The organism is Empedobacter falsenii, assembly GCF_019308355.1.
Taxonomy (GTDB): domain Bacteria; phylum Bacteroidota; class Bacteroidia; order Flavobacteriales; family Weeksellaceae; genus Empedobacter; species Empedobacter falsenii_B.
Map to the genome: position 1 here is coordinate 1 of NZ_JAAGKM010000053.1, position 14,295 is coordinate 14,295.

Annotated in this window: 16 protein-coding genes and 2 pseudogenes; 5 read left to right on the forward strand and 13 right to left on the reverse strand. The window is 30.8% G+C overall.

Features of this window, described 5'->3' with window-relative positions; genetic code table 11:
• The 4 genes from G0Q09_RS13525 to G0Q09_RS13540 all read left to right on the forward strand — a co-directional run.
• The coding region (locus G0Q09_RS13525; RefSeq protein WP_219035265.1) for an integrase core domain-containing protein at positions 1 to 231 on the forward strand (231 nt) is incomplete at its 5' end.
• Between the two features lie 64 nt (positions 232 to 295).
• Positions 296 to 1,774, forward strand: coding sequence for a serine hydrolase (locus G0Q09_RS15240; protein WP_371875743.1), 1,479 nt, complete (start codon positions 296 to 298; stop codon positions 1,772 to 1,774).
• Positions 1,775 to 1,836: 62 nt separating this feature from the next.
• On the forward strand, positions 1,837 to 2,721 hold the full coding sequence (locus tag G0Q09_RS13535; protein ID WP_219035266.1) for a DMT family transporter: 885 nt from the start codon (positions 1,837 to 1,839) through the stop codon (positions 2,719 to 2,721).
• A 29-nt stretch (positions 2,722 to 2,750) separates the two neighbouring features.
• A complete protein-coding gene (locus tag G0Q09_RS13540; protein WP_219035267.1) occupies positions 2,751 to 3,383 on the forward strand; it encodes a CatA-like O-acetyltransferase in 633 nt (210 codons plus the stop codon).
• 40 nt (positions 3,384 to 3,423) lie between these two features.
• On the opposite strand, the gene G0Q09_RS13545 is transcribed toward G0Q09_RS13540, so the two are convergent.
• From G0Q09_RS13545 to G0Q09_RS13570, 7 genes are all read right to left on the reverse strand, one after another.
• Entirely contained in the window at positions 3,424 to 3,984 is a 561-nt protein-coding gene (locus G0Q09_RS13545; protein ID WP_219035268.1) for a hypothetical protein, read from the reverse strand.
• 23 nt (positions 3,985 to 4,007) lie between these two features.
• On the reverse strand, positions 4,008 to 4,655 hold the full coding sequence (locus tag G0Q09_RS13550; RefSeq protein WP_114997823.1) for a DUF2306 domain-containing protein: 648 nt from the start codon (positions 4,653 to 4,655) through the stop codon (positions 4,008 to 4,010).
• A gap of 94 nt (positions 4,656 to 4,749) precedes the next feature.
• Positions 4,750 to 5,013, reverse strand: coding sequence for a regulatory protein RecX (locus G0Q09_RS15045; protein ID WP_371875742.1), 264 nt, complete (start codon positions 5,011 to 5,013; stop codon positions 4,750 to 4,752).
• 68 nt (positions 5,014 to 5,081) lie between these two features.
• Positions 5,082 to 5,249, reverse strand: coding sequence for a hypothetical protein (locus G0Q09_RS15050; protein ID WP_257468267.1), 168 nt, complete (start codon positions 5,247 to 5,249; stop codon positions 5,082 to 5,084).
• 188 nt (positions 5,250 to 5,437) lie between these two features.
• The gene (rpe, locus tag G0Q09_RS13560) at positions 5,438 to 6,085 is read right to left on the reverse strand and encodes a ribulose-phosphate 3-epimerase (protein WP_125350028.1); all 648 of its coding nucleotides are present in this window, start codon (positions 6,083 to 6,085) and stop codon (positions 5,438 to 5,440) included.
• Between the two features lie 84 nt (positions 6,086 to 6,169).
• Positions 6,170 to 6,745, reverse strand: coding sequence for a DUF3575 domain-containing protein (locus tag G0Q09_RS13565; RefSeq protein ID WP_219035269.1), 576 nt, complete (start codon positions 6,743 to 6,745; stop codon positions 6,170 to 6,172).
• A 60-nt stretch (positions 6,746 to 6,805) separates the two neighbouring features.
• Positions 6,806 to 7,195, reverse strand: coding sequence for a hypothetical protein (locus G0Q09_RS13570; protein WP_219035270.1), 390 nt, complete (start codon positions 7,193 to 7,195; stop codon positions 6,806 to 6,808).
• Between the two features lie 96 nt (positions 7,196 to 7,291).
• Between G0Q09_RS13570 and mgtE the strand changes: the two are divergent.
• Positions 7,292 to 8,611, forward strand: a pseudogene (gene mgtE / locus G0Q09_RS13575) (magnesium transporter).
• Positions 8,612 to 8,648: 37 nt separating this feature from the next.
• Here mgtE and G0Q09_RS13580 read toward each other — a convergent pair.
• From G0Q09_RS13580 to G0Q09_RS15155, 6 genes and pseudogenes are all read right to left on the reverse strand, one after another.
• Entirely contained in the window at positions 8,649 to 9,494 is an 846-nt protein-coding gene (locus tag G0Q09_RS13580) for a lipocalin family protein (protein WP_219035271.1), read from the reverse strand.
• Between the two features lie 55 nt (positions 9,495 to 9,549).
• Positions 9,550 to 10,416: a sigma-70 family RNA polymerase sigma factor gene (locus tag G0Q09_RS13585; protein ID WP_019975176.1), complete on the reverse strand. Its 867-nt coding sequence runs from the start codon at positions 10,414 to 10,416 to the stop codon at positions 9,550 to 9,552.
• A 124-nt stretch (positions 10,417 to 10,540) separates the two neighbouring features.
• Entirely contained in the window at positions 10,541 to 11,482 is a 942-nt protein-coding gene (hutG, locus tag G0Q09_RS13590) for a formimidoylglutamase (protein WP_219035272.1), read from the reverse strand.
• A gap of 2 nt (positions 11,483 to 11,484) precedes the next feature.
• Positions 11,485 to 12,090 (reverse strand): trimeric intracellular cation channel family protein, encoded by a 606-nt coding sequence (locus tag G0Q09_RS13595; RefSeq protein ID WP_125350023.1) that lies wholly within the window; start codon positions 12,088 to 12,090, stop codon positions 11,485 to 11,487.
• 38 nt (positions 12,091 to 12,128) lie between these two features.
• On the reverse strand, positions 12,129 to 12,737 hold the full coding sequence (locus G0Q09_RS13600; protein ID WP_219035273.1) for a trimeric intracellular cation channel family protein: 609 nt from the start codon (positions 12,735 to 12,737) through the stop codon (positions 12,129 to 12,131).
• A 127-nt stretch (positions 12,738 to 12,864) separates the two neighbouring features.
• Positions 12,865 to 14,169: pseudogene (locus G0Q09_RS15155) on the reverse strand (trimethylamine monooxygenase); the annotation flags it as partial.
• Positions 14,170 to 14,295: the final 126 nt, after the last annotated feature.

Here is a 14,295-nt window from a genome sequence, read left to right on the forward strand (position 1 = left end):
TTAAATGCTTATTTATTTGAAAATATCAAAGAAATGAAAAATTATACAGAAATTTGGATGTGGATGTATAACAATGAAAGACCACACAGTTCTTTGCAATATCTTTCTCCTAGAAACTTTTTATTGATATATGGTAAGGTCAAAAATCCTAATGATTTTCCTACATTTCAAATTAATCAAAATAATAATACAATAATATTAAATAAAAACTCTACTTTTAAGTGTTCTTAACAAGGGGAAGATTACACTTTTATCAACGATTACATTAGCTTCTTTTACAGCTTTTGGACAAAATATTTCGAATCAAGCTATTGATAAAGTCACAGAAAATGCAATGAAAGCATTTGATGTTCCTGGAATGTCTGTTGCGGTTATCAAAGACGGGACAATTGTGCATTCGAAAGGTTATGGCGTAAAATCTCTTAAAACGGGAGAAAAAGTTCAGTCGAATACAAATTTTGGAATTGCTTCTAACTCGAAAGCTTTTACAGCAGCTGCTTTGGCGATTTTGGTTGATGAAGGAAAAATAAAGTGGGATGATAAAGTGATTACGCACATTCCTGAATTCAAGATGTACAACGATTATGTAACCAAAGAGTTTACAATTCATGATTTATTAACGCATCGAAGTGGATTAGGTTTGGGTGCTGGAGATTTGATGGTTTGGCCTGATGGACATAATTTCACTCCAAAAGATATTATTTCTAATATTCAGTTTTTAAAACCAGTTTCAGATTTCCGTGTAAAATATGATTACGATAATTTATTATACATTATTGCAGGAGTTGTGATTGAAAGAGTTTCGGGGCAATCTTGGACAGATTTTGTAACAAAAAGATTGTTGGAACCAATTGGAATGACGAATACTGCAGCGAATTGGCATTTGCTAAAAGACAAGAAAAATGCAATTGATCCGCACGTTCCAATTGACGGAAAATTACAAGTGATTGATCGTTATACGAACACCATTTTTGATGCTGCCGCAGGAATTTATTCGAATGTAGATGATATTGCAAAATGGTTGCAATTCAATTTAGATAAAGGAAAAGTGAATGGAAAACAAATTATTTCGGAAAAGCAAATGAACGAAATGATTACGCCACAAACTTTACAACCAAATCGTACTACTCCACCTTATAATTCATTATTCAAAGCCTATGGTTTGGGATGGCAATTGCAGGATATGAACGGAAAATTGGAAGTTTCGCATACTGGAGGATTGGAAGGAATTGTAACACAAACGATGTTTTATCCTCAAGAAAAATTAGGAATTGTGATTTTGACTAACCAACAATCGGGTGCAGCTTTCCGAGCAATTTCGAATACAATCAAAGATTTTTACTTAAAAAATCCTTCTACAGATTGGGTAAAAACGTATGATGATATGATGAAGAAAAATGTGGAAGAAGCCGATGTTATTACCGATGAAGTATGGAAAACAGTTGAAGCAAATCAAAAAAATAAAGCCATCAAATCTAATTCAAAAAGTGTAATCGGAACGTATAAGGACAATTGGTTTGGTGATGTTGTAATTTATGAAAAGAAAGGAAAAATCATTTTCGAATCGAAACGTTCACCTCAATTAACTGGTGAAATGCTTTTTTACAAAGACAATACTTTTGCAGTAAAATGGTACAATCGTTATTTCCATGCAGACGCTTTTGTTTATGCAGAAATGAAAGATGGAAAAATGACAGGTTTCAAAATGAAGGCCATTTCTCCGTTAACAGATTTTAGTTACGACTTCCAAGATTTAGATTTTACGAGAAAATAAATTTTAATAAATACTAATCAAATGCGAAGTTCGAAATTAGAACTTCGTTTTTTCTATTAAAAATGAAATTCAAAGGTTACGCATATGGGCTAATATCGTCCATATCTTATGGATTAATTCCATTATTTATCCTTCCTATAAAACAAGCAAATTTTTCGATGGATACCACATTATTCTATCGATTCTTTTTTTCTGCATTGATTGTCGGAACATATTTATTCATCAAAAAACAATCATTCAAAATAGATGTGAAACAGATTCCATTTTTAATCATTTTAGGATTATTGTACGGAATCTCAGCGGATGCCTTATTCATAGGTTATGATTATTTAACTCCTGGAATTGCCTCCACATTATTATTCGTTTATCCGTTGATTGTTGCCATCATTATGGCTGTTTTCTTCAAAGAAAGAATTACAATTTCAACTATTGTAGCCATTGTTTTTGTACTGGCTGGTGTAATTTTACTAAGTTTCAAAGAAGGAAAATTTGAACTAAATCCAATCGGATTAGGAATTGTTTTTATCAGTGCTTTGGGTTACGGATTATATATTGTGACAGTCAACAAATCGAAAGTACGAGATATAAAAGGCTTTACATTAAGCTTTTATTCGTTTCTATTTACAACGATTTATTACGCAACAAAAATGATTATTCACAAAGAATCCTTCATTTTACCATCATTAGAATTAACCTTCAACTTTTTTATATTTGCGTTTGTTACGACAGTTGTTTCGAGCATCGCTTTGATTTATGCAATTAAAAACATTGGTTCTACAGCCACTTCTATTCTTGGCGCATCAGAACCTGTGGTTGCCGTTGCTGTAAGTGTTATGATCTTTGGTGAAGATTTTTCGTTGAGTTTGGCTTTAGGAATTTTTATGATTATTCTAGGCGTGACTCTGAATGTAATTGGTGATGCATATCAACAAAAAAGATTGAAGTAATTGTAAATCCTATTTTTAACTTTGCATCAATGAAACAGAAATTTAATCCTGAAGGTTGGAATCGTATAGAGCATTTTAATATGTTCTCGAAAATGGATAATCCGTATGTCGGAGTTGTTGCGGAGGTTGAATGTTCTAAAGCGTACAAATTTGCCAAAGCAAATAAATTGTCTTTTTTCGCAGTCTATTTACATTGCTCGATGTTGGCAGAAAATAAGATTAATGAGTTTAAATATCGCATCGAAGATGATGAAATTTTTGTGTACGATCATTTAGATTGCGGAACAACAATTGGTAGAAAAGACGGAACTTTTGGTTTTGCGTTGATGAATTTTACCGAAGATTTTAATGCATTTAACGCACAACTTCAAGAGCAAATACAAAGTGTAGAAAATTCGGTTGGTTTGCACATCAAAAATGAAGAAATTACCATTGGCTTGGTTCGTCATTCTACGTTTCCATGGTCGAGATTTACGGGATTAGTGCAACCAAGTAACTTTGGAACAGGAGAATCTATTCCGCGAATTATTTTTGGAAAAGCGTATACGCAAAACGATAAAATGTATATGCCTGTTTCGATTGAGGCGAATCATGGTTTTGTAGATGGTTTTCATTTGGCAAATTATCTGCAAGAATTTGAAAACGAATTAGGTAAATATTAGAAATAGTAAGAACGAATTTCGAGTTTCGAAATTCGTTTTTTTATTTTACATCATTAGGATGAATAAATGGTTCTGGTTCTAGAATTTCCTCATATTGAATAGGAAAATATTTTTTATCTTCTTCTAAAATAAAATCTTTATCATACTCGTAATAATGTGATAATCTTTGCAAAATAAATTGATTAGATTCTAAATCTCTTTGAAATCTAATTTTATAACCTTTTATTTCATCTTCAAAAATATCAGTTTCTTCAAAAGGTACTTTAATTGCTTTATTTATATCTACAAATCCTTCAACAATTTTATCATCTTGATTGACTATTAATTTATAAATTATACCATTTATTTTAGTTTGTAAATATTTGTAATCACTATTCAAATTAATTTCTTTTGTTTCAGAAATATAAATGTACAAGTTATCCTCTGTAAAAATAATTCCTATATTTTCGACATTCAGATGATTTGATTTAGCTATTATAGTTGCTTGTTCTAATGCTTGATAAAAATTTTTATTTTTGATTTCTTTTGGAATCGAATTAATCTTGTTTGTTTGACAACCAAAGAAAAACAAAAGAATTAAAACTGAATAAATATATTTCATACAAGTGTTTTAATTAAAGATAATCAATTCACTGCAACTTTTTTATTTAGTTTTTTTGACCAAGAAAAAATATAAATCGTTCCGATAATTGAAGGCACAATCCAAAAATAAATATTATCTCCAAATCCAGCGCCTGCAACCAAAAACGCTGTTACTGAAGCGATATAAGCACCAACCATTTTTCCAACATGATTCATTGTCCATTTTTTATAATTCTCTGTATTCTTGTAAAAAACAAAATCTCGATAAGACATAAATCCTCCTAAAAACCCAAAAATTAAATACAATAATCCAATTGCATTGCTTTTGAAAAGTGGAAGTAATCCAAAAACAATCATCACAATAGATGTGATAAACATTGCTCCAGAAATGATTTTATCCAAATTATTAGAATAATTTTTACGCTTATAATTTAGAATTCTATTTCCAATCAAAATCATATAAATCGTGAAAATACCAATCATTAAAAGAAAAGAATTGTGGTGATTTGGAAAAGCACAAATAATTAACGAAAGAACAGAACTGACTAACATACCAATCGAAAATATTTTTCCCACTTTTTTGTGTGTCGAATTTCCTTTTTTTATAATCATAACAGCTGTACCAGCAACTAAACCAATTCCTCCAAAAAAAGCGTGAATGTAAATAATGATTTTGACTAAATTTTCCATAATGTGTTTATTTATTATGGAATAAAATTAAGTGAAGTCTTTTTTAATTTTAAAAATTATTAACCGAATTGTCGAATTTTACGGATGAATTGTATTACTCTTTTGTTTTCACTGTTTCTATAGCATCATTCATCAAATCAAACTCGTAGCCTTTGTACGCTAAATATGCTTTTACTTTGTTTATTTTCTTGAAAGATTCGCGCTCAGAAGCTAATAAATTGAACTTTTTCTGCGTTAAATACAATAAATTATTCCAATATTTATCCAAATCAATTTCTTCTTTAAATGCTTTTTCGATTAATTTTTGGTCAATTTGACGCATTTTTAATTCTTGACGAAGACGATTTCTTCCCCACATTTTTTGATTGACTTTTCCTCGAACAAAATTATGAACAAATCGTTCTTCATTCAGGAATCCGTAATGAATTAGCTTAAAATAATCTCATCTTTCGCTTCCGGAATCAAATCAAAATCACGAAGTTTTTTCTCTACTTCCCAATGACAACGATCTTGATAAAGACAATATTTTGCCATTTTATCTTTGATTTCATCAATCGTATAAATCTTTTTTGGGTTGTCTTTAGAGAAATTCATGCAACAAAGTTAAGATTTTAATGAGAGAATTATTTGATTAACTTTATAAGATACCAAAACAAGTTTAAGATGAATCAACAAAAAAACTGAATCATTTCTGATTCAGTTTTTTATTATTTATTTTAAATAGTTGAAGGAAAAAATATGAACTTCTCAATTCTAATTTCTCACATCTCAATACTATTTTATTAAGCTTTTTGTAATTCTGCAATATATTCCGTTGGATTCTCAGCATTGAAAACTGCCGAACCAGCAACTAAAGCATCTGCACCAGCTTCTACCAATTTTGATGCATTTTGTACTCCAACTCCTCCATCAATTTCGATGATAACATTTGCATTTGCTTCTGTAATCATTTTTTTCAATTTAGAAACTTTGTTGTAAGTATTTTCAATGAATTTTTGACCTCCAAAACCTGGATTAACACTCATAATTAACACCAAATCTAAATCATTAATCACATCTTCTAAAACAGATACTGGTGTATGCGGATTAAGCGCCACTCCTGCTTTCATTCCTTCTGCTTTTATAGCCTGAATTGTACGATGTAAATGTGTACACGCTTCGTAATGTACCGTTAAAATATCTGCGCCAACTTGTTTGAAAGTTGAAATATAACGATCTGGATCAACAATCATTAAATGTACATCCAAAACTTTGTCTGTTAACGAATTTATTTTCTCAATAATTGGCATTCCGTAAGAGATATTCGGAACAAAAACGCCGTCCATTACATCTAAATGAAACCATTCGGCTTGAGAATTATTAACCATTTCGATGTCTTTTGCTAAATTCCCAAAATCGGCTGCTAAAATTGATGGTGCTACTATTGGCATAATCTTATTTGTTGTTTGTTTGTATTTTGTGGTGCAAAGGTAATGAAATAAAAAAATCGTTGAAAACTCAACGATTTATATTTTTTAGAAATTATAACCAAATTTGAAACCTAATTCAGGTAAGAAGTCGATGTATGTTTCTTTATCTGAATATATCCAATCAGAACCATTAATAGAATATTTAAAAGGATAATAAGTATCTATAAAAATTCCTGCTCCAAAATTGAATTCATAAAAAAATTTTTTAGCAAAATTTCTTTTAATTCCATAATTCACCACAAGTTTTGCAAAATCATCATCTTTTCCCATCCCTTGGTATGTTGATAACCAATCTGTATAATAGTCAAATTTCAATCCTATAAAATTTGCAGAATTATTTAAAGTAGATTTTCCTTTTGAACTTCTTCGATCAAAATTATAGTAATAACGACCTTCTAATCCTAACTTTACTGTGAAATCCATATCCAAACCATCATCTGAACCTGTAAAATTAATTGTAGAATAATTTAAATTACCAAGAATTGTAATTTTATCTGTTATGGCTTTCTCATAATTTGCTCCAACTCCCAAAACATTAATATGTGCTGAAATCAAATCTGTTGCTTTTTCTTGAGCAAATAGTGAAGTTGATAATAAGAGAGTAAATAATAGTTTTTTCATTTTCAGTGTTAATTAATACAATATGAATATAACAGAAAAAATGATTCAGTAAAATTATTTTTAATCCAAGAAAACTCTATTATCAATAAAGTTATAAGGTTCTTCGTCTTTCAATTCTTCGTTGATAATAAAATGAATCGAATCTTTTGACATAAAAATATAAGTGTAAATATCTGCCATTTCATCAGAATCTCTAAACTCATAATATTCATCACCAATAGTACACCAAACGCCTTCATCTTCAGAAAATGTAACGCAATCATCACTGTGAATGGTCTTAAAGTTAACTGTCATTGTACCGTCAACTTTTCTATTGACCATCCAACTATTTGTTTCACCTTTAAAAAATTTCCCATGATCGGTTCCAGACCAAATTCCAACAAATCGTTCATCTACATCCATAGATTTTATAAATTCTTTAATTTGTTTTTGATCTGTTTTATTCATCATAATTTCTATATTAAAATTAGCTTAAAAGTAGCCAATCTATACTTCTTCTCATCTCAAAAAGACTTAATTTGCAGCTCGGGATAAAAAAACAAATTTATGGAAAATAATATGCTTAATCAACATCCAGCAGATATTGCCGAACAATTAACTGCACTGAACGTAAAAGAAAGAAACATCGCTTTTTACTCGCTTTTGAATGATGATAAAGTTGAAGTATTCTCCTATTTTGAACCCGATATTCAGTACGAAATTGTAAAAAGTTTGACGGACGAAGATTTAGCTGAAGTTTTGAACAATCTTGATCCTGATGACCGAACAGAACTATTTGAAAATTTCCCAGATCAATTAATCAAACATTCCATTAATCTTTTAAATCCTGAAGAACGTGCTACAGCACTGAATTTGATTGGATACAAAGAAGATTCGATTGCACGTTTAATGACACCAAATTATATTCAGGTAAAAGAACATTATACAGTAAAACAAGTTTTGGCTCACATCAAAAAGTATGGAAAAAAAGCCGAAACATTAACGTATATTTTTATTGTTGATGGAAAAAATAGATTGATTGATGATTTAAAAATTGGCGAAATTCTTTTGGCTGATGAAGATACTAAAGTAGAAGATTTAATCGATCATAATTTTGTTTAAATCAAGACGACAACTCCTTTAGAAGATGCGTTAGAAGTTTTTGATAAATACGATCGTTCTGCGATGCCAATTGTGACAGAAAATGATGTTTTGGTCGGAATTGTAACATTTGACGATATCTTGGATCGTATGAAAATGCGTGATACAGAAGATATTCAGAAATTTGGAGGTATGGAAGAATTGGATGTTTCGTATACTAAAACACCTATTGCGGAATTAATCAAAAAGCGCGCAGGTTGGCTGGTTATCTTATTTATTGGCGAAATGTTTACTGCTTCTGCTATGAGTTATTATGACCAAGAAATCGAAAAAGCGGTTGTGTTGGCTTTATTTGTTCCATTGATTATTTCGAGTGGTGGAAATTCTGGTTCTCAAGCGGCTTCACTAATTATCCGAGCAATGGCTTTGGGTGAATTGAAACTAAAAGATTGGTGGTATGTAATGAAGAAAGAGTTTGCTTCGGGATTAATCTTAGGTGCAATTCTAGGATTTGTTGGTTTTATCAGAATCTTAATTTGGCAAAAAACTGGAATTTATAGTTATGGAGAATATTGGCTATATGTAGCTTTAACAGTCGCTTTATCTTTAATCGTCATTGTTTTATGGGGAACACTTTCTGGATCTTTAGTTCCATTTATTTTGAGAAAAATTGGATTTGATCCCGCAACAGCATCCTCGCCTTTCGTCGCAACCTTGGTTGATGTTTCAGGATTGATTATTTATTTTACAATTGCTGCAATTTTACTAAGCGGAAAATTATTATAACAAAAAACTCCAACTAAATTTAGTTGGAGTTTTTCATTTATTTTTTTCTTGTATCAATAAATTCGTACGTTTCATTTTCTTGTTCAAAAGCCATATTAAATGCTTTAAACTTTATCTGATTTTCATTTAAAATCTGAAACTCATAAACATCTGTTGATTCAGAATCTTCGTGGTATTCGTAAAACTTATTATCTTTTACCCACCATTTTCCTTTTTCTATAGAATTTTCTGTTTTTCTTCCTTTCATTTTAGTTTTAAAATCCAAAACAAAAGTTCCGTCTGCATTTCTTGTCATTGCCCATTCTTTAGATAATCCTTTCACTTGATTATCTTTTTCCGAACCTATCCAAATACCTACAAAACGTTCGTCTGCTTCACCATCTGTCTGATCATATGCAAACCCATCTACAGAGCTTTCCATATCAAAGATTTTTTTCATGGTTTTAGCTTTATATACAGAATACTTTTCTTCATAATAATCTGTCAAATTATTACTTTTTTCTTCTGAATATTTAGTCGTTTTAAAACCTCTTGGTAATTTTCCTTTTTCTAATCTATACTCAATTTTATTTTCATTGATTTTATACAAATAAATATCATTGAAGTTTAATTCATTTCCTTCCTCAAAATACTGATTATTATCTGTCCACCAAGTTCCTGTTTCTTTTGCATAAATAGAATCTCGACCACTCAACAACTCAAAATATAAAATAAATGTTCCATCATTTTTACGGTTGATTAACCATTTTCCATCAATAGGATCAGCTTTTGTTTTAGGAATTGAAGAAGACCAAAATCCAACTAAATTTTGATCAACTTTCTTTTGACCGAAAGTATAAGTTGAAAAAAGTATAAGAGTAAATAGTAAAATAAAGTTTCTCATAAAGTGTTTTAGTATTTATAAAAAAAGCAGCTTATTTAGCTGCTTTCTTATGTTTCTATCGTCCAATATACGTTTTCAAAATCTTAGATCTTGAAGTATGTTTTAAACGACGAATTGCTTTTTCTTTAATTTGACGAACACGTTCTCTTGTTAAATCAAACGTTTCTCCAATTTCTTCTAACGTCATTGGATGTTGACCGTTTAATCCGAAGTATAAACGAATTAAATCAGCTTCGCGAGGCGTTAATGTTTGTAATGCACGCTCAATCTCTACACGTAAAGATTCAATCATCAATTGAACGTCTGGAGATGGAGATTCACCAATGTTTAATACATCGTATAAGTTAGAATCTTCTCCTTCTACTAATGGTGCGTCCATTGAGACGTGACGACCAGAGTTTTTCATCGACTCTTTTACATCACCTTCAGACATATCCAAAACTTCAGAAATTTCTTCTGCAGATGGAGCACGTTCATGTTCTTGCTCTAATAAAGCATAGGCTTTATTAATTTTATTGATCGATCCAATTTTATTTAATGGTAAACGTACAATACGAGATTGCTCTGCTAATGCTTGTAAGATAGATTGACGAATCCACCAAACCGCATAAGAGATAAATTTGAAACCACGCGTTTCGTCAAAACGTTGTGCAGCTTTTATCAAACCTAAGTTTCCTTCATTAATTAAATCTGGTAAACTTAAACCTTGATTTTGATATTGTTTCGCAACAGATACCACGAAACGTAAGTTTGCTTTTGTTAATTTTTCTAAGGCAACACGATCTCCTGCTTTGATACGTTGTGCTAACTCTACTTCCTCCTCCGCTGTAATCAAATCTACTTTACCAATCTCTTGTAAGTATTTATCCAACGACGCAGTTTCACGATTTGTTACCTGCTTTGTAATTTTAAGCTGTCTCATTTAACTAAAACCCTCCTATTATTAATGATTATTATCGATTTCTTTTGGCATTTTATCAACACCACTATATATGTATACGCAGATAACTGAAAAAGGTTACAAAATATTGTAAATTATTTCAGAATTAATATCTTAAAACTTCGTAAATCATTTGAGCAGAGAGTTTCGCTGTCGAGTTATCAACATCAAAAAGCGAATTATATTCAACTAAATCAAATATTTTCACTTTGTTTGAGTTCATTAGAACCTTCAAAATATATTTAACCTGAAAAGGTGTCAAACCATTAATTGTCGTTGCACTTACACCTGGCGCATAAGCTGCATCAAAAACATCCATATCCAACGAAACATAAAGCACATCAAATTGTTGAACAATCGTTTTCAAATCATCTAATACTTTATTCAAATTGAAATGCACTTCATCTGCCAAAATAAAATTAACTCCTATATTTTCAGCACGTTGAAATAATGCTTTCGTATTTCCTAATTCTTGAATACCGATTGGAATATAATTGAACTTCATTTCATTTTCTTCGCAATACTTTGCCATTTCGTAAAAAGGCGTTCCAGAAGTTGATTGCGGATTTGGCGTTCTCAAATCAAAATGCGCATCAAGATTGATAATTCCAATATTTTTGTATGATTTTGCTAAAGCCAAAAAATCACCCAAAGCTGTTTCGTGTCCACCACCAATTACAATCGGAAAATGATTTTGTTGGATAATTTTATCCACTTGATTGATTTGTTCTTCACGTGCAGATTCTAAATTATTATCATCACAATGAATATTTCCAGCATCAAAAATAAAATCAGTTTCGGAAAAATGTAAAGGTAAATTCGCCAAACTTTTTCGAATCAAATCTGGTGAATCTTTCGCACCAATTCTACCCTTATTCCGTTTAACACCTTCTTCCGAACAAAATCCTAACAGTACTTTTGGTTGAACAGATGATGATTCAAATTTATCATAATCAGAAATTACTTGATGAATTCTTAAACCTAATTCTCCATCTTCAGAATCAATTCTTCCTGTCCAATTTTCTTGATTAAATGGTGTTTTTTGCATGATTAATAAAATTTAGGTAACGACAAATTATATTTTACAGTAACAATACGAATTGCGGCAATAATAGCTCCCGAAACAATAAAATTGATATTACGATCTAATCCAAAACTTTCAAAAATTAAATACATTACACCTCCTGCGACACATGCCATTGCATAAATTTCTTTCACAAAAACTGTAGGCGTTCTATTCATCAAAACATCTCTTAACATTCCTCCCATTACAGCGGTCATCATTCCCATCATCACAGAAATAAAATCATTTGCGCCCAAAGAATGCGCTTTTTCCAAACCTACAATTGTAAATAAAGCAATTCCCAATGTATCGAAAAGCATTAATGTTATTCTTAATCGTGAAAAATATTTAAAAAATAATCCTGCCAACAAAATTCCAGCAAAAACTGCGTAAATGACATTCATATCATTTATCCAAACTAACGGATAACTGTTAAGAAATAGATCGCGTAAAGTTCCACCACCAACAGCCGTTATAAAAGCAAAACAAGCAATTCCGAACCAATCATGTTTTTGTCTTTCATCTCCAGCTAAAGCACCAGAAATAGCAAACACAACCGTCCCAAATAATTCAAAAATGTATTGAATTTCCATCTATAAAAAATTAGTTCGCTAAGATACGAATCTATAAATTAATGGCTTTTGAATTTCGGTAATGATAAGTTATACTTAATTGCAGTCAAACGAATTGCGACAATTACAGCCCCCGAAATAAAGAAATTGATGTTACGATCAAGTCCCAATTTCCATAAAATCATATAAATAACTGCACCACAAAGACATGCAAACGCATAAATTTCTTTCTTGAAAATAATAGGAACTTCGTTCAACATCATATCGCGAATAATGGATCCAAAAACCGCCGTAAACATTCCCATTACAGGTGCAATTACAGGATGAATTCCAAGATTTAGAGCTTTTTCTAAACCAACAATCGTAAACAAAGCAATTCCTAACGTATCAAAAAGCATAAATGTTTTACGAAGTTTCAACAGAGGCCTATAGAAAATTGCGGCTAAAATAACACCAATCCCTACCGCATAAATAAGATTCACGTCCTTTATCCACATAATTTCAACGGAAAGTAAAATATCACGAATTGTACCACCTCCAATCGAAGTTATGAAAGCAATAAAAGTTACACCAAACCAATCGTTACCAGATTTTTCATCTGCTGCTAAAGCGCCCGAAATTCCAAAAAAAAGTGTACCAAATAATTCGAAAAAATATTGAATCTCCATTTCTATTGTATTAAATCATATTGTGTTGTGCTCTGTCAAAAATAAACACTTTTCTTTTTTAACGATGTTTAAATATACAATCGAAAATAAAAAAAGACCAACACAATTGTTAGTCTTTTTGTTAATATTAATAATAATTTGTTTTTTCTAATTGCTTTTCATCAATTGGATCTTCATCCAAATAGCGTTCTAAACTATCATCCAACTCTTTCATCCAAGGTGTGTGATGTTTTTCTGCTTTCGTTTCGTCCATAACTGAGGTATAGGTTTTATCTCGATAAGTTAAAATATTTTCTTCTTTATCTTTTAACCAAGATTTGAACATATTAGCAACTTTATCCAAATCGAACATAGGATAATCAGTTAAATGAATTAAATCCTTCAAATAATCAGTTTGAAAATCAACATGATCATCAGCAGAAATCGATTGTTTTTCATAATCAACCCATTTCTGAATATCTTTTTGAATTTCTTCTTTTGAAGGTAAATTAATTCGTCCTAAAATATAATCACGTGCAAACCATGCTTGCGCATCAAACATATTAAATGTGTAATATTGATCCTGCATTCCCAAAAATAACAATTGAGCATTAACATCTGATATTACACCTTTATACATTCCTTCTGGATACAAACAGTTTTTTGTTTTTAAACGGAAATTATCTGGTAAAAACGGAAATTTGTGTTGATAACCTGTACACATAATTACTGCATCAAACTCTTTTGATGTTCCGTCTTTGAAAAATGCTTTCTTATCTTCAAAATGTGTCACTAAAGGCAATTCTTTTATCCCTTCGGGCCATTTACAATCAATCGGGTTTGTACGATAAGAAATTATGACCGATTTAGTTCCGTGTTTATAGCATTGTACCGCAATATCTTCTGCCGAATAACTACTACCAATCAATAAAATTTCTTTGCCTCTAAATGGATCAGCTCCGCGAAAATCATGCGCATGCATTACATTTCCTGTATAATTCTCGATACCTTTAAAATAAGGCATATTTGGTGTAGAAAAATGTCCAGTTCCGACAATTAAATAATCGAAATATTCTTCGAAAGTTTCATTTTTCTTTAAATCATCAAAAACAACGCGAAACTGTTTTTTATCCTCTACATAATCTACCCACCTTGCAACGGTATTAAACTGAATGTACTTTCGCGCATTACTTTGTTTAATTCTCCCTTCTATATAATCGAATAATACTTCTCTAGGTGGATAAGAAGATATTGTTTGACCAAAGTGTTCAGAAAATGTATAATCTGCAAATTCTAAGCATTCTTTTGGTCCATTCGACCATAAATATTTATACATACTGCCATGCAATGGCTCTCCGTATTTACCTACTCCTGTACGCCAAGTGTAGTTCCACATTCCTCCCCAGTTTTCTTGCTTCTCAAAACATTTAATTTCTGGAATTTTGTTACCTTTTGTAATCTTCCCCTTGTTAAGAACACTTAAAAGTAGAGTTTTTATTTAATATTATTGTATTATTATTTTGATTAATTTGAAATGTAGGAAAATCATTAGGATTTTTGACCTTACCATATTTCAATA